General features: G+C 74.6%; 22 protein-coding genes. 12 read left to right on the top strand and 10 right to left on the bottom strand.

The features are described from left to right. The first annotated feature begins 51 nt into the window (after nt 1-51). Nucleotides 52-732 (top strand): CBS domain-containing protein, encoded by a 681-nt coding sequence (locus ACH4TG_RS30910; protein WP_398245891.1) that lies wholly within the window; start codon nt 52-54, stop codon nt 730-732. A gap of 35 nt (nt 733-767) precedes the next feature. Here the strand turns inward: ACH4TG_RS30910 and ACH4TG_RS30905 are convergent, their stop codons facing one another. The 5 genes from ACH4TG_RS30905 to ACH4TG_RS30885 form a co-directional block, all read right to left on the bottom strand. Continuing rightward, complete coding sequence (locus ACH4TG_RS30905; protein ID WP_398245890.1) at nt 768-1,283, bottom strand: flavodoxin domain-containing protein; 516 nt, start codon at nt 1,281-1,283, stop codon at nt 768-770. 133 nt (nt 1,284-1,416) lie between these two features. Then, nucleotides 1,417-2,118: a CBS domain-containing protein gene (locus tag ACH4TG_RS30900; RefSeq protein WP_398245889.1), complete on the bottom strand. Its 702-nt coding sequence runs from the start codon at nt 2,116-2,118 to the stop codon at nt 1,417-1,419. Nucleotides 2,119-2,301: 183 nt separating this feature from the next. Continuing rightward, nucleotides 2,302-3,174 carry a universal stress protein gene (locus ACH4TG_RS30895; RefSeq protein ID WP_398245888.1) on the bottom strand — a complete coding sequence of 291 codons (873 nt, stop codon included), beginning with the start codon at nt 3,172-3,174 and terminating at the stop codon, nt 2,302-2,304. Continuing rightward, a complete protein-coding gene (locus tag ACH4TG_RS30890) occupies nt 3,171-4,043 on the bottom strand; it encodes a universal stress protein (RefSeq protein ID WP_398245887.1) in 873 nt (290 codons plus the stop codon). Before ACH4TG_RS30890 ends, ACH4TG_RS30895 begins: the two co-directional genes overlap by 4 nt. Nucleotides 4,044-4,221: 178 nt before the next feature. Then, nucleotides 4,222-4,800: a hypothetical protein gene (locus ACH4TG_RS30885; protein ID WP_398245886.1), complete on the bottom strand. Its 579-nt coding sequence runs from the start codon at nt 4,798-4,800 to the stop codon at nt 4,222-4,224. A 298-nt stretch (nt 4,801-5,098) separates the two neighbouring features. Here ACH4TG_RS30885 and ACH4TG_RS30880 point away from each other — a divergent pair, with 298 nt between their 5' ends. Then, nucleotides 5,099-6,835, top strand: a complete 1,737-nt coding sequence (locus ACH4TG_RS30880) for a GAF domain-containing protein (RefSeq protein ID WP_398245885.1) — start codon at nt 5,099-5,101, stop codon at nt 6,833-6,835. Between the two features lie 27 nt (nt 6,836-6,862). Here the strand turns inward: ACH4TG_RS30880 and ACH4TG_RS30875 are convergent, their stop codons facing one another. Both ACH4TG_RS30875 and ACH4TG_RS30870 read right to left on the bottom strand, forming a co-directional pair. Then, nucleotides 6,863-7,867 (bottom strand): Acg family FMN-binding oxidoreductase, encoded by a 1,005-nt coding sequence (locus ACH4TG_RS30875; protein ID WP_398245884.1) that lies wholly within the window; start codon nt 7,865-7,867, stop codon nt 6,863-6,865. A gap of 320 nt (nt 7,868-8,187) precedes the next feature. After that, nucleotides 8,188-8,916 carry a response regulator gene (locus ACH4TG_RS30870; RefSeq protein ID WP_398245883.1) on the bottom strand — a complete coding sequence of 243 codons (729 nt, stop codon included), beginning with the start codon at nt 8,914-8,916 and terminating at the stop codon, nt 8,188-8,190. A 309-nt stretch (nt 8,917-9,225) separates the two neighbouring features. On the opposite strand from ACH4TG_RS30870, the gene ACH4TG_RS30865 reads away from it, so the two are divergent. The 8 genes from ACH4TG_RS30865 to ACH4TG_RS30830 all read left to right on the top strand — a co-directional run bounded on the left by ACH4TG_RS30865 (nt 9,226) and on the right by ACH4TG_RS30830 (nt 18,683). Continuing rightward, a complete protein-coding gene (locus ACH4TG_RS30865) occupies nt 9,226-9,900 on the top strand; it encodes a helix-turn-helix domain-containing protein (RefSeq protein ID WP_398245882.1) in 675 nt (224 codons plus the stop codon). A 116-nt stretch (nt 9,901-10,016) separates the two neighbouring features. Beyond that, on the top strand, nt 10,017-10,610 hold the full coding sequence (locus ACH4TG_RS30860; protein WP_398245881.1) for an ArsR family transcriptional regulator: 594 nt from the start codon (nt 10,017-10,019) through the stop codon (nt 10,608-10,610). Next, a complete protein-coding gene (locus tag ACH4TG_RS30855) occupies nt 10,607-11,074 on the top strand; it encodes a hypothetical protein (protein ID WP_398245880.1) in 468 nt (155 codons plus the stop codon). The genes ACH4TG_RS30860 and ACH4TG_RS30855 overlap by 4 nt, the downstream gene beginning before the upstream one ends. A 71-nt stretch (nt 11,075-11,145) precedes the next feature. Then, entirely contained in the window at nt 11,146-12,054 is a 909-nt protein-coding gene (locus ACH4TG_RS30850; RefSeq protein ID WP_398245879.1) for a GNAT family N-acetyltransferase, read from the top strand. A 41-nt stretch (nt 12,055-12,095) separates the two neighbouring features. Then, entirely contained in the window at nt 12,096-13,073 is a 978-nt protein-coding gene (locus ACH4TG_RS30845) for a class I SAM-dependent methyltransferase (protein WP_398245878.1), read from the top strand. Between the two features lie 403 nt (nt 13,074-13,476). After that, complete coding sequence (locus tag ACH4TG_RS30840) at nt 13,477-14,559, top strand: ABC transporter ATP-binding protein (RefSeq protein ID WP_398245877.1); 1,083 nt, start codon at nt 13,477-13,479, stop codon at nt 14,557-14,559. After that, on the top strand, nt 14,556-15,926 hold the full coding sequence (locus ACH4TG_RS30835; RefSeq protein WP_398245876.1) for an ABC transporter permease: 1,371 nt from the start codon (nt 14,556-14,558) through the stop codon (nt 15,924-15,926). Before ACH4TG_RS30840 ends, ACH4TG_RS30835 begins: the two co-directional genes overlap by 4 nt. 3 nt (nt 15,927-15,929) lie before the next feature. Continuing rightward, nucleotides 15,930-18,683, top strand: a complete 2,754-nt coding sequence (locus ACH4TG_RS30830; protein WP_398245875.1) for a bifunctional YncE family protein/alkaline phosphatase family protein — start codon at nt 15,930-15,932, stop codon at nt 18,681-18,683. On the opposite strand, the gene ACH4TG_RS30825 is transcribed toward ACH4TG_RS30830, so the two are convergent. Further along, a complete protein-coding gene (locus tag ACH4TG_RS30825) occupies nt 18,653-19,765 on the bottom strand; it encodes a DUF3592 domain-containing protein (protein WP_398245874.1) in 1,113 nt (370 codons plus the stop codon). The genes ACH4TG_RS30830 and ACH4TG_RS30825 overlap by 31 nt on opposite strands. Before the next feature lie 157 nt (nt 19,766-19,922). After that, nucleotides 19,923-20,480, bottom strand: coding sequence for a hypothetical protein (locus tag ACH4TG_RS30820; RefSeq protein ID WP_398245873.1), 558 nt, complete (start codon nt 20,478-20,480; stop codon nt 19,923-19,925). 159 nt (nt 20,481-20,639) lie between these two features. Between ACH4TG_RS30820 and ACH4TG_RS30815 the strand changes: the two genes are divergently transcribed. Beyond that, nucleotides 20,640-21,677 carry a hypothetical protein gene (locus ACH4TG_RS30815; RefSeq protein ID WP_398245872.1) on the top strand — a complete coding sequence of 346 codons (1,038 nt, stop codon included), beginning with the start codon at nt 20,640-20,642 and terminating at the stop codon, nt 21,675-21,677. Between the two features lie 30 nt (nt 21,678-21,707). Here ACH4TG_RS30815 and ACH4TG_RS30810 read toward each other — a convergent pair whose 3' ends face one another. Then, nucleotides 21,708-22,106, bottom strand: coding sequence for a DUF5997 family protein (locus ACH4TG_RS30810; protein ID WP_398245871.1), 399 nt, complete (start codon nt 22,104-22,106; stop codon nt 21,708-21,710). A 58-nt stretch (nt 22,107-22,164) separates the two neighbouring features. Between ACH4TG_RS30810 and ACH4TG_RS30805 the strand changes: the two genes are divergently transcribed. Then, on the top strand, nt 22,165-22,944 hold the full coding sequence (locus tag ACH4TG_RS30805; RefSeq protein WP_398245870.1) for a LysR family substrate-binding domain-containing protein: 780 nt from the start codon (nt 22,165-22,167) through the stop codon (nt 22,942-22,944). The last annotated feature ends 117 nt before the right edge of the window (nt 22,945-23,061 follow it).

Raw genomic sequence — 23,061 nt, 5'->3', positions numbered from 1 at the left:
TGGCGGGTGGGGGAGGCTGGACGAGGGGGTGGGTGAGAGGAGTGGCGTGAGATGACGGGTGGTCCGCATGTCGTCGACGACGTGATGACGGCGGCGGTGGTGTCGGTGGGCAGGGACACCCCGTTCAAGGAGATCGTGCGGGTGCTCCAGGAGCACCGGGTCACCGCGGTGCCGGTGGTCGCGGCGGACGGGACGGTGCTCGGGATGGTCTCGGAGGCCGACCTGCTGCCCAAGGAGGAGTTCCGCGACGCCGATCCGAGCCGGATCGCGCAGCTGCGCCGCCTGGACGACCTGGTCAAGGCCGGTTCCGTGGACGCCGACGAGCTGATGACGACGCCCGCGGTCACGGTGGAGAGCGGCGCCACCCTGTCGCGGGCGGCACGCATCATGGCCGAGACGAAGGTCAAGCGGCTCCCGGTCGTGGACGCCGCACGGCACCTGCGCGGCATCGTCAGCCGCGGCGACCTGCTGAAGGTGTTCCTGCGGGACGACGAGGAGATCGCCGAGGAGGTGCGGCGGGAGGTCGTGGCCTACCTGTTCCCCGGCGAACCGCCGCCCGTCCGCGTCGAGGTCACCGGCGGCGAGGTCACCCTCAGCGGCCGGGTCGCCGACACCTCCCGCGTCCCGGTGGCGGCCCGCCTCGTCCGCGCGGTCGAGGGCGTCGTCGACGTGCACTGGGACGTTCCCGGCGACACCGGCGACACCGGCGACACCGGCGCGCCGCACGCGTAGCCGGGCAGCACCCCCGGCGACGGCCCCCGCCGGCGTCAGATGCGCTGCGGCCGGACCACGGCCGCCGTCGCCGCGATCCGCCGGGCCCACGCCGTGACCTGGTCGCGGTCGCGGAAGTCCCCGCCCTTGCCCTGGCTGAGGATCATCCGCGCGACCAGCCCGCGCGCGCCCGGCTCCAGCCGCCCGCCGAACGTCTCGTGCTCCACGGCGTCGATCCCGTCGGCGATCCTGCGCACGCCGGGCTGGGGAGGCAGCTCGCGCTCCGCGGCCGAGGCGTCCAGCGGCCCGCTGCTGAACAGCCAGACCGGGATCGACCCCAGCGCCTTGCGGTGGCGGCGCGCGAAGCGGACCGCCTCGCGCAGCCAGTGGCCCGCGTACAGGCCCGAGCCCAGCACCACGGCGGTGTAGCCGTGCAGGTCCCGGACGCCGGCGGCCGGCAGCACGTCCACGCCGGCGCCCTCCTGCTCGAGGGCGTCGCCGATCCACCGGGCGATCTCGGCGGTGCCGCCGTTCCTCGACGCGTAGGCGACCAGCACCACGGGCGCGGTCATCGTCGCTCACCTCATCCCTGGCGGTCCTTCGCGGTCCTTCTCGGTCTTTCGCGAGGGCTCACGTTCCCGTCGCGGTCCCTCGCGTTCCGGGCGCGCCTCGCACGGCCGCGACCGGCTGCCCTGCCGCGCCGCCTCAGGGCAGCACCCTGGAGCGGTCCGGTGCCGGGGCGACCGCCGCCGCCTCGTCCGTGCGGTAGTCGAGGGTCCCGGTGACCTCGACGACCCCGTCGACGGCCTCGCACAGCCTCACCACGACGGGGATCAGGCTGCGCCGATCGACGGTGCCGTGCAGGGTCACCCGGCCGTCGGTGACGTCCACGCCCACCTCGTCGGCGCTGATGCCGAGCGTGCGGTCGAGGACGTCGCCGCTGATCTCCTCGCGGATGAGGTGGTCGCGGCGCAGGAACACCCGCAGCAGGTCGGCGCGGCTGGCGATGCCGACGAGCCGGCCGGTGCCGTCCACGACGGGCAGCCGCTTGACCCGGTGCGCGTCCATCACGCGGGCGGCCTGCACCACCGTCCACTCAGGACGGGCCACGACCGCGGGCGAGGACATCAGCTCGGCAGCGGTCGTCGCCGAGCGGCCGGGCTCGGGCGGCTTCGGCTGCTCGTCCAGGAGCGCGAGGAGCCCGGAGGAGTCCGGCTGGGCGGCCTCCCTGCGCAGCAGGTCCGCCTCGGACACGACGCCCAGCGGGCGGTCGTCCGCGTCCACGACGGGGACCGCTGTGATGTCGTGGTCGGCGAGCAGCTTGGCGATCTCCTTGAACGGGGTGTCCGCCTGCACGCGGTGGACCGAGTGGGTCATCAGATCGCCGACGGTCCTGTGCTTCGTCATCGCTTCCGCCTCCCGGCAGGTGTGGGGTGGTTGCCCATGTCCACTGTGGCCGGGCGTCCGGGCCACGGGTCAGGGCCGGTCGGGGCCGGGGGAGGGGGCCGACCGTCCCTGCCGCGCCGTCACGCCCCCCGGCCGGACGGCACCGGACCTCGGACGGCGGTCGCGCCGCCGCCCTGCCCGCCCTCAACGGCCGTGCAGCGGCGCGATGATCAGCGGGCACTCCGTGTGGTGGATCAGCGCCCTGCTGGTCGACCCGAGCAGCATCCCGCGGAAGCCGCCGAGCCCGCGGCTGCCGACCACCAGGCACCGGGCCCGCCCGGTCACGGAGGCCAGCACCACGGCCGGCCGGCCGGACAGGATCTCCTGGCTCACCGCGATGTCCGGATAGCGCTCGCTGTACCCGGACAGCACCTCGGCAAGGTTCAGCTCGGTGTCCTCCGGCAGTTCCGCCCACGTGTAGTCCCGCGGTCGGCGCACCTCCACCGCGACCAGGTCGACCTTCGCCGCGGCCGCCTCGGCGTACGCGAGGTCGAGTGCCACGTGCGACGAGGACGAGCCGTCCACGCCGACGACGACCGGGGCGTAGTCCGGGACGCCGGCGGCCGGTTGGGGCACCAGCGCCATCGGGCACGGCAGATGGCCGGCCAGCGAGTGCGCCGTGCTGCCGCCGGCGAACGCGCCCTCGACGCCGGTCAGCCGCCGGCCGCCGAGCACCAGCAGGTCGGCCGACTCGGCGGCCGCGCGCAGCACCCGCGCGGCCCGGCCGTCGGCCAGTTCGGTCGTCACGGCCAGCGCGGGCCGGTCCGCCGACGCCACGCGCCGGGCGTCGGTCAGCAGCGACTCCCCGTTGGCACGGAAGTGCTTCGACCACACGTGCGCGGGGTGGTCGGGGCCCGCGTCGGGAGAGGTGCCGCGCGGCCAGTCCTGCGCGTGCACGATGCGCAGCGGCAGCCCGCGCGCGACCGCCTCGTCCGCCGCCCAGCCGACCACATGGGCGCTCACCTCGGGATGGGCGCCGGAGACGCCCGCCACGACGCCGTCCCGGGGGCCGGTCACGGCTGCGGTACGACGGCCACGGGGCACGCCGCATGGTGGAGGACGGTGTGGTTGACCAGGCCCAGCTGCATCCCGACGCCGCCGCGCGGCCGCCGCGCGCCCACCACGATCAGGTCGCTGGCCGTCGCGGCGTCCAGCAGCGCGGTGTGCGCCCGCCCCTCGGGCAGCCGCGACTGCACGGTGACCTTCGGGTACGCCTGCGCGGTGGCGAGCAGGGCGGCGCCCAGGGACCGCTCGGCCTCGTGCGCCTCGGGATCGGATCCGTCGCCCGACAGGTGCCCGGTGTCGGGCAGTTCACGGGCCGGCCGGTGCCAGGCGTGCACGGCCAGCAGGTCGGCCTCGCGCGCCTGCGCCGCCCCGAACGCGAACTCCACGGCGGCCGACGACTCCCCGGGCGCCCCGACTCCGACCAACACCCGGCCGAACTCGCCGCGGACGTTGGGGGGTTCGCCCCGCACCACGACGACCGGGCAGGTCGCGTACGCGGCGACCTCCAGGCTCGTCGACCCCAGCAGCATCCCGGTGATCGCGCCGCGGCCGCGGGTGCCCACGACGATGGCGGTGGCCGCCTCGCCCTCCCGCAGCAGCGCCATGCCCGGGTCGGACGCGGCCAGGGTGGTGGCCACGTCGAGTTCGGGGGCGATCTTCGCCACCCGCTCGGCCGCGGACGCCACGATGTGCTCGGCCATGACGTGCCCGGACGACACCGCGGTCCCGAAGCCCGGCCTGACCGCCTCGTAGCGCTCCCACAGCGAGCCGTGCACCAGCTTGACCGGCAGGTCGCGACGGGTGGCCTCGGCGACCGCCCAGTCGATGGCACGCAGGCTGGAGTCCGATCCGTCGATACCGACGATCAGGGGCTTGTTCATGGTGGCACCGCCTTCCGGTGGGCACGTCGCCCAGGTTGTCGTGGTGGCGTTCTTGCCGTTGTCCGCGGTTCCTGCCGTCCTCTTCACCGTCGCACGGCGGCCCGGTGCCCGCTCAGAGCCGGTCCGGCCTCCGCCCGGGGCCGTCCGGCCCCCGTCCGGCCACAGGGTGGAGCGGCGGTCAGCCGCGGGCGGCCGTCCCCCACTGCGGGCCGATGCGGGCCCACTCGCGGTCCAGGTCGGCGGCCCGGCGCCGGTCCAGGTAGCGGCGCGTGCCCGCCCAGGCACCGCCGGCCAGCAGCGCGGTCGCGGTCGCCGCGCAGGTGCCGTAGGCGACGCCCCGGGCCCGGACGAGGGTGGGGTCGACGGGGTTGTCGCGGAGCGAGCCGGTGCGGTCCAGCCAGACGGTGACGCGGCTGCCGGCCGGGCTGCCGGGGCTCACCAGCGCCTGCCCGGTGTGCGTGTGGCCGTCGGAGGTCGTCCAGCGCACCGGGGAGCGGACGCCCGGCAGGCCGTCGGCGTAGCCGAAGCCGGTGGGGGCCGGGGGCGCCTTCTGCGTCTGGACCGCCGCGGTGGTGTGCCAGCCGGCGGGCGGGTCGGAGGCGGCCGCGGCGACGCCGAGCCCGGTGGCCACGCCGGCCGCGGGGGCCCCGGCGAAGAGCATCACCGACAGGAGCGCCGCGCTCCACGCCTCGGCGCGGTCGGTGCCGCGCTTGAGCGGATTGCGGCGCCAGCGCCAGAACCTCACGGTCGTACGCATCGGCGGGCCCCCTTTCGGCGAGGCCGTTCTCCTGCGACCGTCTCTCCCGCGGCGGTCCGCCGTCCGAACGTCCCTCTGGTGACCGTCCGGGCGGCGAGCGTCGTTCACCTGCCACCTTCCGACCGTCGCACAGCACCGCGGGCGCCGGCAGGGGCCGCGCAGACCCCGGGGAGGGCCGAACGGCCCTCGGCCCGGGGACCAGGGGCCCGATCGCCGCGGGCAGGGGTGCCGCCCGGCGGCTAGCGTGGACGGGAGGGCACATCCCGGTCGCGGCGCGCGGCCGCGAGTGGAGGCAGCGGTGGGCGAGGCCGGCGGCAACGGGCGGGACGGCAGCGAGGGCGGCGGCGCCGGCCCGCTCCCGCGCCTCGAACTCGACCAGCTCCTCGATGAGCTCCAGGTGCGGATCGACGCGGCGCGCGGCACCCAGAACCGCATCCACAGCCTCCTGGAGGCGGTGCTGTCCGTCGGCCGCGAACTGGACCTGCCGCACGTGCTGCGCCGGATCGTGGAGTCCGCGGTGGTGCTGGTCGACGCCGAGTACGGCGCACTGGGCGTCGTCGAGGGCGACCGGCTGACGGAGTTCCTGACCGTCGGCGTCTCCGAGGACGAGGTCGCGGCGATCGGGCACCTGCCGTCGGGCCACGGCATCCTCGGCGAGCTGATCCGGCACCCCGAGCCGCTGCGGCTGACCGAGATCGCGGACCACGCGGAGTCGTACGGCTTCCCGGCGCACCACCCGCCGATGCACACCTTCCTGGGGGTGCCGATCCGGGTGCGCGACGAGGTGTTCGGCAACCTCTACCTCACGCAGAAGCGCGGCGGCGAGACCTTCGACGCGGAGGACGAGACGGTGCTGAACACGCTCGCGGTCGCCGCGGGCGTGGCCATCGAGAACGCCCGCCTCTACCAGGCGGCCCGCGACCGGCAGCGGTGGGTGGAGGCCAACACCGACATCATCGCCGCCCTGCTGTCCGGCGCCGGCGAGATGGACGTGCTGGAGCGCATCGTCCGGCACGCGCGGTCCATCGTCGGCGCGGACCTCGCGGCCGTCGGCCTGCCCGCCGACGACGGCACCGACCTGCGGGTGATGATCGCCGTCGGCACCGACGCCGACACCCACCGCGGGCTGGTGCTCCCGCGCGAGGGCTCCTTCATGGGCGCGGCCATGATGGCGGGCGAGCCGATCACCACCGCCGAGGTGCAGAAGGACCCGCGGGTGGCGGCGGGGCCCCCGCGGTTCGGCGGCCTGGGGCCGACGGTCGCGGTGCCGATGGTCACGGACGAGGGCGTGCGGGGCGCGGTGCTGCTGTCCCGCGCGGAGCAGGCCGCGCCCTTCAGCGAGGCCGAGACGACGCCGCTGCAGACCTTCGCCGGCCAGGCGGCGCTCGCGCTGCAGCTGGCCGAGCGGCGGCGGGCCGCCGAGCAGCTCACCGTGCTGGAGGAGCGCGACCGCATCGCCAGGGACCTGCACGACCTGGCCATCCAGCGGCTGTTCGCCACCGGCATGACGCTGCAGAGCACCCTGCGGTTCGTCGACCACCCGGAGGCCAACGAGCGGCTGCTGCGGGCCGTCGACGACCTCGACGAGACCATCAAGATCATCCGGTCCACGATCTTCGGGCTGCGGGTCGCCGACGGCGAGCGCCGGCCGCAGGGCCTGCGCGCCCGGGCCGCGGCCGGCGTGGAGGAGGCCGCGCAGAACCTGGGGTTCACCCCGGTCCTGCACATGGAGGGACTCCTCGACACCGACGTGCCGCCGGCCACGGCCGACGACGCCGTCGCCGTCCTCACCGAGGCCCTGTCCAACACCGCCCGCCACGCCCGGGCGAGCGCCGCCGACGTCACCCTCGTGGCCTCGGACGGGCTGCTCACCGTCACCGTCACCGACAACGGCCGCGGCATCCCCGAGGGGGCGCCGCGCAGCGGCCTGGACAACCTGGCCGCCCGCGCGGAGCGCCTCGGCGGCCGCTTCGAGGCCGCCGCCGCACCCCAGGGCGGCTCCCGGCTGACGTGGTGCGTGCCGCTCGCGGGGTGAGGAAGGTCCCGGGGCGGGCACCGGGGCTCAGAGGCCGGTGTCGATGACGTCGCTGACCGGGCGGCGGGGGGTGGCCGGGCCCTCCGGGCCGTAGCCGAAGCGGACCAGCATCTGCACGTTGGCGGTGCCGCCGCGGGGATCGCGCAGCGCCCAGTGGGCCTCGGGCCACTCGACGCCCTGGCTGAACAGGGACGCCTGCACGCCGTGCGCGGTGGCGACCAGCAGCGCGTGCTCCAGGCCCTGCCCGGCGCGCAGCCAGTCCGCGCGGGTGTCGCGGGCGGTGCCCAGCACGGCCAGGACCGGGTGCTCCTCGAACGGCACGGGCGGCTGGACGTGCGCGGCGTGACCGGTGGTGAAGTCGCGGACCGGCAGGCGCCCGGTGGCGTCCCGCGGCCCGAGCGCGACGGACGGGATGCCGTCGTGCGCGCCGTCCCGGACCCATGCGCGGCTCTCGTCGCTGCGGCCGCGGTCGGCGGCGGCGAGCCGTTCGGCCTCGGCGGTGACGTGGAGGATGCGCGCGGTCTCCGCGGGCGTGGGGAACACCAGGATCGCGCCCTCGGCCGTCGCCGCCGCGGTGATCTCCGCGCGGACGTCCGCGCCGACCGGCGGTCCGGTGAACGGGAAGCGGCTGCTGTGCCGGCGCCACACCGCGTCGTACAGCCCCGCACCGTACGGGGCGGTGCCGTACAGCTGCGTGCCGCTGGGCAGGCCGGGGCCCGGGCCCGCAAGCCGGACCGAGGCCAGCAGGCCGGGATCGGCGGGCCGCGGCAGCAGTCGCACGATCGGGTCCCAGCCGAAGTGCGCCACCGCGACCCGCAGGTTGAACACGGCCGCGCCGGCGGAGAGGTGCAGGGACTGGCCGTCGGGGTCGGTGTGCCGCAGCGCCCGCTCGTGTGCGGCGTGCACCTCGATGGTCGAGGTGACCGGGTCGAGGCGGAACCGCCACGGCTGCGTGTTGTGGATCGAGGGCGCGGCCACGGCCGCGGAGACCAGCTTCTCCAGGGTCGCCCCGTCGAGTGCGGTGGTGGTCATGGCCGTCTCCTCCGGTCTTCCGGGCCCGGGACCCGGTCGGGGCGGGACCGGTCCGGCTGGCCGGGTCCCTCCTCCCGGCTCCAGCGTGGGGGGCGCGGCGCCCGGCGGGGAGAGCCGGAGGTCACCCCCGGGAGGGCCGAACGGCCTTGCCGTCCGGAGCACCCGTCCGGGAGCACCTCTCCGGGAGCCGCGGACGGGGTGGGGCACGGGCGCGCCCCGCGGCCGTGGGCGCGGGTCGGACGGCCCGCGGTGCCTTCTCACCTGGCGGGCCGGCGGGCGTCGTCCTGCCGGCCGTCGTCCCGGCGGCGGTCGACCGGCCTCTACCGGTCGTGCCCCGGGCCCTCGCGGTCGCCGTGGCCGTGGACGTGGACGCCGTGGGGGCCGCCCTGGGTGGCGATGACCGCGGCCTGCACCCGGCGCTCGACGCCGAGTTTGGCCAGCAGCCGCGAGACGTTGTTCTTGACCGTCTTCTCCGACAGGTACAGCCGCTTGCCGATCTGGCGGTTGGTGAGCCCGTCGCCGACCAGTTCGAGGATCTCCCGCTCCCGCGGGGACAGCCCGGACAGGGCCTGCTCGTTCGGATCGGCCGGTGCGCCGTCGGCGCGCAGGCTGCTCATCAGCCGCGCGGTGGTGGCCGGGTCGAGCATCGACTGGCCGGACGCGACGGTGCGCACCGCGGAGACCAGGTCGGAGCCCTTGATCTGCTTGAGGACGTAGCCGGCCGCGCCCGCCATGATCGCGTCCAGCAGCGCGTCGTCGTCGTCGAACGACGTCAGCATCAGGCACGCCAGCCCCGGCATCGTTGACCGCAGTTCGCGGCAGACGGTGATGCCGTCGCCGTCCGGCAGCCGCACGTCCAGCACGGCGACGTCGGGGCGCAGCGCCGGGCCCCGGGCCAGCGCGTGGTCGGCGGTGCCCGCCTCGCCGACGACCTCGATGTCGGGTTCGGCGTCGAGCAGGTCGTGCACGCCGCGGCGGACGACCTCGTGGTCGTCCAGCAGGAAGACCCGGATCGGCGAACGCGGTGAGAACTGCCGTGGCTCGCTCATGTCGGCCCCTCACCTGTCGTCTCACCTGTGCCGTCGCCGGTGCCCTCGCGCACCCGGCCCGCGGCGGGCCGGGCCGTCCCGGACCGCTCCCGGCTTCGATCATCACCCGGCCCCCCGGACGGCGCCAGGGCCGAACGGGCCCGGCCTCACCGATCCGCCGGGGCCGATCGGCCTCCCCGCGACCCACCGCCGCGCCCCCGGGAACAGGGGCTCGGGACGCGGTCCTGCCTGGCGTCGCCGCCCGCGGTGGGGGAGGGTGGAGGGATAGGACCGGCCCCCCGGGGGCCCGCCCTCGGAAGGAGGCGCGCCGTGGACCGCGCCGGGCGCCATGCACCCACCACCATCACGTCACCGGACCTTGCGAGCCGCGTCGCCGGAAGACTCGCCCAGCTGGGCATGAGCCGCGAAGAGCTGGCCCGCGAGGCCGGCATGTCCCCCTGCTACCTCGACCAGGTCCTGGCCGCCGAGCCCGACTTCGACCAGGAGGGCCTGCACCGCATCGCCGCGGCGCTCGGCGTGACGTACCGCGAGATGTTCGAGGGCCGCCGCGACCCGCCGCCCGGGCAGGCCGCGGCCGCACCCCGCCCGGTCCTCGTCCGGCTCACCGAGGCGGAGTGCTGGGACCGGCTGGGCACCCACGGGCTGGGGCGCGTGGCGCTGCCGAAGGACCCGGGGCCGCCGGCGGTCTTCCCGGTCAACTACGCGGTCGACGCCCGGTCGGTCCTCTACCGGACGGTTCCCGACGGCCCGGCCGCCCCGGAGACCGGCCAGCCGGTCACCTTCGAGATCGACCGCATGGACGACGCCCTGAGCCGGGGCTGGAGCGTGCTGATCACCGGCACCGCCGTGCGGATCGACGACCCGGCGACGGCGGAGCGCCTGGCGGCCGAGCACCGGGTCGAGCCCTGGGCCGGCGGGGACCGGCCGCTGTGGGTGCGGATCAGTCCCGACCACGTCTCCGGGCGGCACATCACCTCCCTGTGACGCCTCCGGCCGCGTCCCGGTGAGGGGTCCCGGGACCGTCCGCGGGCCCCGGAAGGCACGGCGATCATCCGACTGCGGAGGGTTACTTTCATTGGACGCTTGATATCCTGCGTCCAATGAAAGTGTCACCGAGCCTGCTCCCGCTGCTCCGGTCCCGTATGCAGGGTGAACTCCTCGCGCTCGTGCTCCTGCACCCGGACCGGGAGTACAGCATCACCGAGTTGTCCACCGACCTCGGGGTGACGCCCACGGCCGTGCTGCGCGAGGTCGACCGGCTCGCCGGGGGCGGCATCCTCGCGGACCGGCGGGTGGGACGCAGCCGTCTCGTCCGGGCCCGCACGGACACCGCGCTCTACCGCCCGCTGAGCGACCTGATGGCGGCCTCGTTCGGGCCGCTGCCGCTGCTCTCCGAGGAACTGGCGCGGCTCGACGGGGTGCGGCGCGCCTACATCTACGGCTCGTGGGCCGCCCGCTACGACGGCGAGCCGGGGCCGCCGCCCGCCGACGTCGACGTGCTCGTCGTGGGCGATCCGGACGCCGACGCCCTGTTCGACCTCGCCGAGGACGCGTCCCGCCGGCTCGGCCGGGAGGTCAACGTCCACCGCGTCTCCGTCCGGGCGTGGGAGCAGGCGGACGCGGACGACCCCTTCCTGACCAGCGTCCGCGAGCGCCCGCTGGTCGAACTCCACCTTGACCGGGAGGCGCCGTGACGACGTGGAACCAGGGGCGGGCGACCGTCGACGCCCTGATGGCCCGGGGCCGGCTGGAGCGGGTGCCCGCCTCCCGGCAGGCCGCCCTGGCCGAGCTGGTCCGGGCCCGCACGCATGTCGGGTCCGCGCGGAACCTGCTGGCCACCGACCCGGAAGGCGCCTACACCCTCGCCTACGACGCGGCGCGCCGCTCGCTGGCCGCCGTGCTGCAGAACCAGGGGCTGCGCGCCACCAGCCGCGGCGGCCACACCGTCCTCTACGAGGCGGTGCTCGCGCAGCTCGACCCGCCGCTCGGGCACGTGCTGCGGCCCTTCAACCGCATGCGGGCCCGGCGCAACGAGGTGGAGTACCGGTCCTCGGAGGCGCCGGCCGTGACGGCCGAGGAGGTCGAGGCCGACCTGGCCAAGGTCGAGGCCCTCGTCGAGCTGGCGGAGAAGACGATTCCCACCATGCCGCGCTACTGAGTCCCGACTACTGAGTCCCGCGATCCGGGACGTGCTGGCCTCGGGAGCAGATCTCTGACTAGAGTCAGAGAATGGATGCGGCGCAGATCGCACAGGTGCGGCGGTTCAACCGGACCGTCACCGAACGCGTGGGTGTGCTCCACGACCACTACCTCGGCCGCGAGCGGGCGATCGGGGAGGCCCGGCTGCTGTGGGAGATCGGGGAGCAGGGGCAGGACGTGCGGCGGCTGCGGGAGCGGCTCGGACTGGACTCGGGGTACGTCAGCCGGCTGCTGCGGTCCCTGGAGGCCGGCGGGCTGGTGACGGTCGAGCCGCAGCCGGGGGACCGGCGGGTGCGCACCGTGCGGCTCACCGCCGAGGGCCGGGCCGAACGGGCGCTGCTGGACCGGCGCAGCGACGAGCTCGCCGGCTCCCTGCTCGGGCCGCTCAACGCGGCGCAGCGCGCACGGCTGGTCGCGGCCATGGCCGAGGTGGACCGGCTGCTCACCGCGGCTACCGTCACCCTCGATGTCGTCGACCCCGACCACCCCGACGCCAGGAGCTGCCTGCTGGCGTACTTCACCGAACTGCAGGAGCGCTTCGAGACCGGCTTCGACCCCGCCCGCAGCCTGCTGCCCGACGCAGGCGAACTCCGGCCGCCGCGCGGCCTGTTCCTGGTAGCCCGGCTGCACGGCGACCCGGTCGGCTGCGCCGGCCTCAAGCTCCCGCAGGGCGCCCCGGCGGAGATCAAGCGGATGTGGGTCGCCCCCCGGGCCCGCCGGCTCGGCCTCGGCCGCCGCTTCCTGACCGAGCTGGAGGCCAGGGCCGCCGCCCACGGCCGCGACGTCCTCCGCCTGGACACCAACAAGTCCCTCGGCGAGGCGGTCGGCCTCTACCACTCCTTCGGCTTCACCGAGGTCCCCGCCTTCAACAACGAGCCCTACGCCCACCACTGGTTCGAAAAGCCCATCCCCACCCCCGCCGCGAGGGCCGGGGATTAATCGGTCGCGCGGAGGGACGGGGGTGGTTAGCCTCGCGGGCCGTGGCTTACGAGAATCCGCTGGCATACGTCCTGGGCCTCGAAGGGCTCGCGCTGCTCCGGTCGTTCACCGGGGAGTACGACAGGGAGTACGTCGAGGCGCGCATCGCGGAGGTGCGCGGGCTGCTCGACGGCGGGTACGCCCATCTGGCCGGCGGCGCGGTCGAGGTCGCGCGGGTGGGAGCGGACGACGGCTACCGGCTGTGGTCCCGCACCTACGACGGGCCCAACTCGGCGTTCGACCTGGACACCCCGGTGATCGGCGAGATCCTCGACGGGATGCCGGCGGGCCTGGCGCTGGACGCCGCCTGCGGCACCGGCCGGATCTCCGCGCTCCTCGCGGGCCGCGGCCACCGCGTCCTCGGCGTCGACGGCTCGCCCGAGATGCTCGACCACGCCCGCGCCCGCGTGCCCGGCGGCGAGTTCCGCCTCGGCGACCTGCACCGGCTGCCGGTGGCCGACGACGAGGTGGACCTGGTCGTCTGCTCCCTCGCGCTGACCCATGTGCCCGATCTGCGGCCGGTCTTCGCGGAGTTCGCCCGGGTGCTGCGCCCCGGCGGGCACCTGGTGACCTCGGACATCCACGGCGAGTACGTGCTGCGCGGGTCGATGCCGAGGCTGCGCCTGGCCGACGGGTCGCCGGGGCGCATCGCGAGCCACCGCCACTCGCCCGGCGACTACCTGCGCGCCGCGCTCCCCACCGGGCTCCAGGTGCGGCGCTGCGAGGAGCCGGGCATCGCACCCGCCGAGCCCGCAGAGCCCGCCGAGCCCGCGGCACCTGCCGAGCCCACCGCACCCGCGGCGTCACCCGTTCTCCCCGAGTTCACCGAGTCCGCCGGGCCGCCGCAGGCGCCGGAGGCGGCCGAGCTGGGGCCCTGGGAGGTCTGGCCCTGGTGGCTGGCCGACCTGGTGCCCGAGGCCGCCCGCGTGGCCAACGCGGGGACGCCCGCGGAGATCATCTGGCACTTCCAGCTGGCGTGACCGCCCAGCGGGCGGAGTTCCCCTTGCCTCCCCCAACTCAGCATGTCCCAGCGGGACTTGACCCGTACGACGTGCACGGAAGCGCGAGCTGGCCCGAGGCCCGTTCCGGAGCCCGGCCCCGGAGCCGGACCCGGCCCGTCCCGTCCCGGCCCCGCCGCGGCAGGCGCCGCCGGGACCGCTCCGCGCGCCGCCGCGCACCCGCGCCCCGGCGCCGCTCGCGCATGCCCGTCCGCGGCCCCGGACCGTCACCACACGACGACGCTGCGCGCAACTCCCTTCGCAACAACGGGACTTGACCGAGTCCACTCCGTCGCCTGTCGTTCGCCAACCGTTCAACTGACAGGCCGTGCAGGGGCTTTCTGCGGCCCCTAGCGTCCCTTGAGGTTTTGGAAGGGAGGGACCGATGGACACCAAGGAGGCGGTCCTGGCAGTCCGGGCTCGCGGAATCACGAAGTGTTTCGGCGAGGTCGTCGCACTGGACGGGGTCGATCTGGACCTGGCCCGTGGCCAGATCCACGGACTGGTAGGGCCGAACGGGGCGGGCAAGACCACCCTGCTGGGCCTGCTGCTCGGCCTGTCCGCGGCCGACAGCGGCACGCTGGAGATCCTGGGCACGCCGGTCGGACGCGCGCTCGCCGCACCCGACGGCGTCGCGGGCTTCGTGGACGGGCCGGGCCTCTACCCCTCGCTCACCGCGCGGCAGAACCTCGCGGCGCTGGCCGCACTGCGCGGCAACGACGCGAAGGGCGCGGGGATCGACGACGTGCTCGCCGAGGTCGGCCTCACCGATGTCGCCGACGACCGGGCCCGCGGCTTCTCCCTGGGCATGCGCCAGCGCCTGGGGCTGGCCGCCGCGCTGCTCACCAGGCCGCGGCTGCTGGTGCTGGACGAGCCGGCCAACGGCCTCGACCCGTCGGGCAAGAAGCACGTCCACGGCGTCCTGACCCGGCTCGCCGCCGAGGGCACCGCCGTGGTGCTCTCCAGCCACCGGATGGACGACCTGGAGGCGCTGTGCGCCGAGGTCACCATCCTGTCCACCGGGCGGATCGTCTTCTCCGGGCCGCTGAGCAAGCTGGCCGCCGAGAACCGCGAACTCGACTACCGGCTGCTCACCTCCGACCCGAAGGCCGCCCTCGCGCTGGCCGAGGCGGCGGACGGCGTCCGGGTCGTCGAGCCCCGCGTGGAATGGCGCGGCGCCGACGCGGTCGTGGTGCGCACCCTGGTGCCCGCCCTCGACGCGCTCGTGTCCCGCCTGGTCGGCGACGGCGTCGCGGTCCGCGAACTCGCGCCCGTGGTCTCGCCGCTGGAAGCCGCCTTCCTCGCCCTCACCGAATCCGACGACGACCCGGCCGAGCCCGTACGCCCCGCACGGCCGGCCGCGGCAGCCGCGCCCGCACAGCACGACGAGCCCGCCGCCGGCGGGCCGGCCGCGGCGGACGAGACCGCACCCCAGGACCCGCAGGCGCAGCAGGAGGCCGCCCGATGACCGCCACCGCCCTGACGCTGGAGGACGACAACGTTGCCATCCGCGTCCATCCCGTCTCGGTGGCCCGCAGCTACCGCTTCGAACTCGTCAAGCTGATCTCGCAGTGGCGGATCCGGCTGCTGGTGCTGGCCTGCTGGATCGCGCCCGCGCTGTTCGTCGCCGCGGTCAGCCAGCAGAGCACGCTGCCCAGCGACACCCTGTTCGGCCGCTGGATGCACGCCACCGGCTGGGCCGGCCCGCTGGTGATCCTCGGCTTCTCCGGGACGTGGGCGCTGCCGCTGCTCACCTCGGTGGTGGCCGGCGACGTGTTCGCCTCGGAGGACCGGCTCGGCACCTGGCGCCACCTGCTGGTGGCGGTCCGCTCGCCGCGGCGGATCTTCGCGGCGAAGGCGCTGGCCGCGCTCACCGTGATCCTGCTGATGGTCGTCGGGCTGGCCGTCTCCGGCGTGGCCGGCGGCCTGCTGTCGGTCGGCAACCACCCGCTGGTCGGGCTCGACGGCCACCTGCTGGCGCCCTCGGACGCGGCCGGCCAGGTGTTCCTCGCCTGGGCCTGCGCGCTGGCGCCCACGCTGGCGCTGGCCGGCATCGGCCTGATCGGCTCGGTCGCGCTGGGCCGCTCCCCGATGGGGCTGCTGCTGCCCGCGCTCGTCGCCCTCGCGATGCAGCTGGCGCAGATGCTGCCGCTGCCGGTGGCCGTGCGCGTGTCGCTGCCCGGCTACGCCTTCATCTCCTGGAACGGGCTGTTCGCCGGCCCGCAGCAACTCGCCCCGCTGCTGATCGGCATCGCGGTCAGCCTGGTGTGGGCCGTGCTGGCCACCGTGCTGGCCTATCTGCTGTTCCTGCGGCGCGACTTCACCAACCTCGTCAGCGCCACCTCCGGCCGGCGCGCGTTCGCCGCCGGGTTCCTGCCCCTGGCCGCCCTGGTCGGCGCCACCATCGCCGTCGTCGGCGTCTCGACCCCCTCCATGGGGTCGGGGATCACGAAGGCGAAGGTCGACCGGTCGCTCGCCGTCGAGTTCGCGCACCTGTACCGGATGCAGACCCGCGAACTGAACCGCCCCGCCGTCACCGAGGCCCAGCTCCGGGTCTCCGCGGCGTGCGCCAAGGGCGACGACAACGTCCCCGACGAGGGCTCGGGCAACGACTGGCGCTGCGTGGTCTCGTGGCACCTCCCCGGCGTCCAGGTCACCGGCCAGGCCATCTACCAGCTCGACATCACCGCGGACGGGCGGTTCGTCGCCGACGGCGACGGGCCGAAGGAAGTCAACGGCTACTTCCTGGTGCGCACTCCGCAGGGGGACGCACCCAACCCGTTGTGGCAGTTCGACGGCAACGTCGAGCTGCTTCACTCCACCCCGAAGGGATAACCCATGCAGGTAATACGGCAGCGTCGCACCAGCGAGAAGGCGCAGTTCAGCCTTCTCGGCCGACGCGTCGGCCGCCGGACGACGCTGGTGACCGCGTGCATCACGGTCGCGCTCGGAGTGACGGGCACCGCCGTCGCCTCGACCCAGCAGTTCGGCACCCAGCAGGTCGGCCAGGTCACCGACAAGGGCCAGGTCGTCTCCGCTGACCAGTACATCAAGCCCTACGGCGACCGCACGGTCATCAACGACGGCAAGATCATGTCGTCCACGGTGAGCCCCGACGGCACCACGGTCGCGGCCGCGGTGACCGACGGTGACGCCGCTCTGGTCATCATCGACCTCAAGACCGGGGCGGTGAAGCAGAAGATCGGCACGAACGCCGCCGACACCCTGAAGATCAAGAGCTCGTCGGTCGGCCAGGAGGGCCCGACGTACTCGCCCGACGGCAAGCAGCTGTGGCTCGGCCAGAGCGACGGCTACACCAAGTTCACCGTCAACGCGGACGGCACGCTCGCCAACCCGGTCGTCGTCACCATCCCGGCGGACGGCAGCAAGCACGCGCTGGTCGGCGCGGCGGTCTTCTCCGCCGACGGCGCCACGGTGTACTCCGCGGTCAACGGCCAGAACAAGGTCGCGGCGATCGACGCGGCCACCGGCACCGTCAAGCAGACCTGGGCCGTGGGCAACGCGCCGCGCGGCCTGGCCCTGGTCGGCGGCAAGCTGTACGTGAGCAACGAGGGCGGCCGCCCGGCCAAGGCCGGCGACACCACCATCAACTCGTACGGCACCGACGTGGTGGCCAACCCCGACACGGGCGCCGCCACCACCGGCACCGTCAGCGTCATCAACCTGGGGGACGCGTCCGCCGCGGTCGGCACCATCAAAGTCGGCCTGCACCCGACCGCCGTGTACGCCAAGAACGGCACGGTGTTCGTCACCAACACCGCGGACAACAACGTGTCGGTGATCGACTCCGCCCGCGACAAGGTCGTGCAGACCGTCGCCACCCAGCCGTGGCCGGAGGCGTCGGTCGGCTACGAGCCCAACGCCGTGACGCTCACCGACGACGGCCACCTGCTGGTGACGCTCGGCCGGGCCAACGCGGTCGCGGTCTACAAGTACGCCGGTGCGCACGAGCCCGCCTCCTACGTCGGCCTGCTGCCCACCGACTACTTCCCGTCCGAGATCACCACGGTCGGGGACAAGGTCGTGGTCTCCAACACCCGTGGCATCGACGCCCTGCGGCCCACCACCGCCGCCGGGCACGGCACCCACGACACCACGTCGAGCCTGACGCAGTTCACGCTGCCCAGCGACAAGGTGATCCGGTCGTACACCTCCAAGGTGTTCGAGCAGAACGGCTGGAGCAACAACGACGTCAAGATCGCGCAGGGCAAGAAGGCCGCGGCCGTTCCGGTCCCGACCCGGATCGGCGACCCGTCGACGATCAAGCACGTCTTCCTGCTGGTCAAGGAGAACCGCACCTACGACCAGGTGTTCGGTGACATGCCGCAGGGCAACGGCGACCCGTCGGTGACGCAGTTCGGCGAGAACGTGACGCCGAACCAGCACGCGCTGGCCTCGCAGTTCGGGCTGTACGACAACTTCTACGACGTCGGCACGAACTCCGCCGAGGGCCACAACTGGCTGACGCAGTCGGACAACCCGGAGTACACCGAGTCGTCCGCGGGTGAGTACACCCGCAGCTACGACACCGAGAACGACGCCCTCGGCCACCAGAAGACCGGCTTCATCTGGACCGGTGCCGAGGCCGCCGGCAAGTCCGTCAAGGACTACGGCGAGTTCCAGTCGCTGGAGAGCAAGCCGGCCGGCGCGACCTGGCAGAACCTGTACTGCGACGCCAAGACCATGCAGTCCACCGGCGCGCAGACGCAGTACCCGATCCAGACCGGTTCGGCGATCCCGTCGCTGAACAAGGTGTCGGTGCCCGGCTTCCCGCTGTTCGACACCAGCGTGCCGGACGTCTACAAGGAGCAGGTCTGGCAGCAGGACTTCGAGAAGAACGGTCCTGCGAACCTGAACATGTTCTGGTACTCCAACGACCACACCGGCGGCCCGGCCAACTCGGCCGCCCAGGTCGCGGACAACGACCTCGCGGTCGGCCGCACCGTCGACGCGATCACGCACAGCAAGTACTGGAAGGACTCGGCGATCTTCATCGTCGAGGACGACTCCCAGGCCGGTCTCGACCACGTCGACGGCCACCGTGCGCCGATCCAGATCATCAGCCCGTACGCGCAGCACGGCACGGTCGACAGCCACTACTACTCGCAGATCACGATGATGCGCACCATCGAGCAGATCCTCGGCATCCAGCCGATGAACCAGCGCGACAGTGCCGCCACGCCGATGTACGGCGCGTTCACCAGCAAGCCCGACTACACGCCGTTCAACGCCGTGCAGAACAAGACCTCGCTGACCCTCGGCGTGTCGCCCGCGCCGACCTGCGGTGTCGACACCCCGGCGGCGCAGAACCCGAACGCGGCGCCCGCCCCGACCTCGGCCGCCGTCCCGGCCGCCGAGAAGACGGTCGCGGCCGAGTGGACCGCCTGGAAGTCGCACCAGCGGCTGACCGGCAACAAGGCCGTGCCCGACTTCGCCAACCCCGAGCAGATGAACCGCTTCACGTGGTACGACAGCCACAACTGGTCCACCCCGTACCCGGGTGACAGCAAGATCCTCGCCCCGAACGAGGTGCCCGGCGCCTACATCCCGTCGTCGGAGAACGACGGCTGATCACCGCTGACCGCATCCTGAGGGCCCCCGGCCGGCGGCAACGCCGGCCGGGGGCCCTCGCGTTCGGCGCCGCCCGGTTCGAGGGAGGCGACCAGTTCGTCGGCCAGCGCCTCCAGTTGCTCGCGGGTCGCGGGTGCGGGCGGGGTCAGCGACAGCGGACCGGCATGGTCGAGGGTGCGCAGCAGCAGGCGGCCGCGGGCGATCTCCACCGCGGTGACGCGGTCCGCCCGGACGCGGACACCGTCGGCGCGGATCCAGCCGGGAAGGCGGGCCGGTTCCGCGGGCACGTCCGGGAGTTCCTCCTTCTCCGCGGGCGGCAGGACCGTGAAGACCGACGGGTCGGCGGGGGCGTAGCGCACCGCCACCTCGTCGCCCCGACGGGCGTGCTTCGTCGCGGCCTTGTACGAGCAGGTGGCGGTGACCTGCACGCCCTCGTCGGTCGTGAAGGACAGCACAGGGGTCATCAGGGCCTCCTTCCTGACGCCCTTCGCGGGATCCCAGGTCTCCGTGAAGTCGATCACGACCGCCGTCGCGGTCTGGGCGGAGGCGAGCAGCCGGCGGCGGTGCCGCCCTTCCGCGGTCCCGTGGACGACGGCGATGGCGATGTCGACCAGCAGCCAGACGCCCACCGACACCGGCAGGGACACCACCAGGCTGTGCCGGCCGAACAGCGCGCGGGCGGCAAGCGGCACGGCGGCCAGCGCCAGGAACGACCACAGGCCGAAGAGATACGCGTCCACGAAGCGCAGGAGCCGCGTCCGGACGCGGAACTCGTCCGGACGCCGGAGCCGGACGAACGCCGCGAGCTCGCGCCCCGGCCAGGCGGCCGCCAGCTCGCCGGCCGAGCCCTCGCCGCCGCGGGTGGTGCCCACCAACTCCCTGCCGCCGACCGGGTCCACACAGGCGACCTCGGCCGGCACCCCGTGCCGCCATCCCTTGCCCAGCTCGCGCTCCCACACCCGCAGCACCCGGGCCGTGCCCGCCTGCCGCCACGGCCCGCGCGCCAGGAACCGGCCGCCGCACCAGGCCGCCAGCCCGCCGAACACCGCGCACCAGACGCCGAGCACCACGTCGTACGCCATCCCCGCCCCTCCGAACGGCACCACCGCCGGCCGCGGCCACGACCGGCCACCGCCGTGGAGGACGACCCGGCCGCGACGCGCGGTTGCGGTCGCCGGGACCGGGTTCGTCCGTCGTGGCGGCTCCGGCCCGGAACCCCTGGCCGTGCGCCCGCGCCGGTCAGGCCCCGCAGTGGCCCGGGGGCGCGTGCGCGCCGCAGAACTCCCCGAGCGCGCCCAACTTCAGGCTGTCGTAGTCCGGTTGATAGGTCACGCTCACGGACTTCGGGTACCGGGCGCCGGGGTCGCTGGACCCGGTGACCGTGGCCGTCGCGTGGCCGCGGGCCCCCGGCGTCAGCGTCCCGTGGAGCGTCGGCCCGGGACGCTTGGCGCACGTCTCGGTCTTGGAGCAGTAGACGTCGGTCTTCAGCACGAAGTCCAGGTGGGCGTCGACGTGGAGACCGCCGGTGTGGTTGTACCAGTCCCCGGTGAAGCCGGTGAACGGCCGCGGGGGCGCCAGGCGCTCCTGCGGGAGCGACCAGGTGTCGGCAGGGGTGGTGTAGGGGTCCGGGAGGGCCACGGGCCTGGCCTTCCCGTGGCCGACCGCGGGCATGAACAGGGCCACCGCGAGGAACGCGGCCGCGCAGGTCGCCACCGACAGCAGCACCACGACGAGCCGTTCGCCGGGGCGCAGGCGCCGGTCGGCGGGAGCGGGGTCGCGGGTGTCCTCCCCGGTCATGGACAGCGCACCCCCGATGGTTGCCTTCTTTGGCGAAATACCGGTGGAACAAAGGCAGTTGGTGCCGCGATTGTGTCATGCACCGGCGTCAGCGGAAGGCTGCTCAGCAGCCACCGGGCCATGGGGCCACCACGCGGGGCGCGTCGACAGGGGGAGCGGATGGTCCAGCAGCAGCCGGAGCGTACGGACGAGGGGGAGGGTCTTCCACCGCGCCAGCGGCCGGCGGAGCCGGAATCCGCGACCACGTCCACCGACCCGTCACCCGAGGCCGGAGGACCCGCTGCCGCGGACGGTGCCGCCGCGCCCGAGCCGGCCCCTGCGCCCGAGCCGGCCCCTGCGCCCGAGCCGGCCGCGGCGCGGCCCGAGACCCCTGCTGCGACCGTGTCGCGGTGGCGGCGGCTGGGCAGGGCGGGGCAGGCCATGGTGGTCGTGCCGCTGGTCACCGCGATGATCGGGGCGCTGGTGGCGCTGTTCACCGATGTCTACGGCCCCGGCCTCGCGGACCGGCTGCACGGCGGCCCGCCGCTGGACGTCACCATGGACCTGGAGACCGACGGCCAGATGGGCGGCACGTGGTGGCTGCCCGGCCGCCCTGACCTGCCGGCCGGCGGGCTGCCCCTGCCGCAGCTACCGCAGGCCCTGGTGGAGTGGCACGCCGTGGACGCCGGCGAGACCGGGATGGAGCTGACGCTGCGGGGCGGGCGCAGCGAGAAGGTGGTCGTCACCGACCTGAGGGCGAAGATCCTCACCCGGTCGAAGCCCCGGCGCGGCGGCACGCTGATCGACGCCCCCTCACAGGGCGGCGAGGGCATCATCTCGCTCGGCATCGACCTCGACGAGCCGTTCCCGCGGGCCCGCGTCTGGGCGGAGGTGCCCCACCGCGAGGCCGTGGGCGCCCCCTACTTCGACAAGAACGCCGTGACCCTGGCGAAGGACGAGGTGGTGACCTTCGGCCTGCGGGCGATCGCCGGCGCGGTCGACGTGACGTACGACCTGGTCCTCGACGTCATCGTGGGCGGGCGGCGCCAGGAGATCACCCTCACCCACGACGGCAGACCGTTCCACACCACCGGCTTCACCTCGGGCTACGACGAGGAACTCGGCTACAACCCGAAGGACATGCGCACGCTGACCCCCGTGTCCCGCATCCACTCCTGCCGGAACATCGACTGCAGGCCCGTGCTGATCGTCAAGTGAACGCGGGCGCGGGCCCGTGGGCGCCGTGGCTCAGCTGTCGTGGTCGGTGGCGGCGCGGTCGGCGTGCTTGTTCTTGATGCGGGCGGCTTCCTTGCGGACCTCGGCCTGGGTGGCGCGCTCGCGCACCAGCCACTCGGGGCCCTCCTGCTTGAGGGCCTCGATCTGCTCGGTGGTGAGCGGCTCGGTCACCCCGCCGCGGGCCAGGCCGGCGATGGACACGCCCAGCTTGGCGGCGACCACCGGGCGCGGGTGCGGCCCGTTGTGGCGCAGGTCCTGCAGCCACTGCGGCGGGTCGGCCTGCAGGGCGTTCAGCTCGGCGCGGGAGACGGTGCCCTCCTGGAACGCGGCGGGTGTGGCCTGGAGGTACACGCCCAGCTTCTTCGCCGCCGTGGCGGGCTTCATGGTCTGGGCGGTCTTCTGCGACGTCATGCCGTCCAGGGTAACCAGCGCGCGTGCCGCCGTTGACCGGCACCGATAGCCTGGCGTCGTGACAGGCTCGGCATCAGCACCCACCGCGTTCCGGCTCGCCTACGTTCCGGGCGTGACGCCCGGCAAGTGGGTGCGGATCTGGGACGAGCGCCGCCCCGGCGTCCCGCTCACCCTCGTACCGGTGGCCGCCGCCGGGGCCGAGGCGCTGCTCCGGGAGCGCGGCGCCGACGCGGGCCTGCTGCGGCTGCCCGTCGACCGCACCGGCCTCAGCGCGATCCCGCTCTACACCGAGACGACCGTCGTGGTGGTCCCCAAGGACCACTACGTGGCGGCGGCCGACGAGGTCGCGCTGGCCGAGTTGGCGGAGGAGGTCGTGCAGCACCCGCTCGACGACACCCTGGACTGGGCGGACGGGGCCCCGCCCGGCCGGCCGGCGTTCGAGCGGCCGGCCACCACCGCGGACGCGGTGGAACTGGTTGCCGCCGGGGTGGGGCTGCTGCTGGTCCCGCAGTCCCTGGCGCGCCTGCACCACCGCAGGGACGTCACCTACCGGCCGGTCACCGACGCCCCGCAGTCCCAGGTCGCCCTGTCCTGGCCGGAGGACGCCACCACCGACCTCGTCGACGACTTCATCGGCATCGTCCGCGGCCGCACCGCCAACAGCACCCGCGGCCGCGCGGGCCAGGCCCGCGCCGCCGAGAAGTCCCCGCAGCAGAAGGCCGGGCCGAAGCCGGGCGCGGCCAAGGCCGCGAAGTCCGCGAAATCGGCCAAGGCCGCGAAATCGGCGAGGTCCGCCACCTCTTCCTCTCGCCGAGGCAAGCCGCGACGCCGCGGCTAGCTCCACCGCCGGGGCTGGCCCAGCCCGTCTTCCCCCCCGCCTGCCCCCCAGCCCGCCGCCGGACCACCGGCCGGTGGATGGCTGGTCGCGCAGTTCCCCGCGCCCCTGAGGGCTGCC

Origin of the sequence: Streptomyces sp. NPDC020917, assembly GCF_044333795.1 — a bacterium.
Taxonomy (GTDB): Bacteria; Actinomycetota; Actinomycetes; order Streptomycetales; family Streptomycetaceae; genus Actinacidiphila.
This window is presented reverse-complemented; position numbering and strand designations above follow the sequence as displayed.

Coding starts and splice junctions, on each gene's coding strand:
- ACH4TG_RS30910 (WP_398245891.1), top strand. CDS start 52: ATGACGGGTGGTCCGCATGTCGTCGACGACGTGATGACGGCGGCGGTG.
- ACH4TG_RS30905 (WP_398245890.1), bottom strand. CDS start 1,283: ATGACCGCGCCCGTGGTGCTGGTCGCCTACGCGTCGAGGAACGGCGGC.
- ACH4TG_RS30900 (WP_398245889.1), bottom strand. CDS start 2,118: ATGACGAAGCACAGGACCGTCGGCGATCTGATGACCCACTCGGTCCAC.
- ACH4TG_RS30890 (WP_398245887.1), bottom strand. CDS start 4,043: ATGAACAAGCCCCTGATCGTCGGTATCGACGGATCGGACTCCAGCCTG.
- ACH4TG_RS30885 (WP_398245886.1), bottom strand. CDS start 4,800: ATGCGTACGACCGTGAGGTTCTGGCGCTGGCGCCGCAATCCGCTCAAG.
- ACH4TG_RS30875 (WP_398245884.1), bottom strand. CDS start 7,867: ATGACCACCACCGCACTCGACGGGGCGACCCTGGAGAAGCTGGTCTCC.
- ACH4TG_RS30870 (WP_398245883.1), bottom strand. CDS start 8,916: ATGAGCGAGCCACGGCAGTTCTCACCGCGTTCGCCGATCCGGGTCTTC.
- ACH4TG_RS30860 (WP_398245881.1), top strand. CDS start 10,017: ATGAAAGTGTCACCGAGCCTGCTCCCGCTGCTCCGGTCCCGTATGCAG.
- ACH4TG_RS30850 (WP_398245879.1), top strand. CDS start 11,146: ATGGATGCGGCGCAGATCGCACAGGTGCGGCGGTTCAACCGGACCGTC.
- ACH4TG_RS30840 (WP_398245877.1), top strand. CDS start 13,477: ATGGACACCAAGGAGGCGGTCCTGGCAGTCCGGGCTCGCGGAATCACG.
- ACH4TG_RS30835 (WP_398245876.1), top strand. CDS start 14,556: ATGACCGCCACCGCCCTGACGCTGGAGGACGACAACGTTGCCATCCGC.
- ACH4TG_RS30830 (WP_398245875.1), top strand. CDS start 15,930: ATGCAGGTAATACGGCAGCGTCGCACCAGCGAGAAGGCGCAGTTCAGC.
- ACH4TG_RS30825 (WP_398245874.1), bottom strand. CDS start 19,765: ATGGCGTACGACGTGGTGCTCGGCGTCTGGTGCGCGGTGTTCGGCGGG.
- ACH4TG_RS30820 (WP_398245873.1), bottom strand. CDS start 20,480: ATGACCGGGGAGGACACCCGCGACCCCGCTCCCGCCGACCGGCGCCTG.
- ACH4TG_RS30815 (WP_398245872.1), top strand. CDS start 20,640: ATGGTCCAGCAGCAGCCGGAGCGTACGGACGAGGGGGAGGGTCTTCCA.
- ACH4TG_RS30810 (WP_398245871.1), bottom strand. CDS start 22,106: ATGACGTCGCAGAAGACCGCCCAGACCATGAAGCCCGCCACGGCGGCG.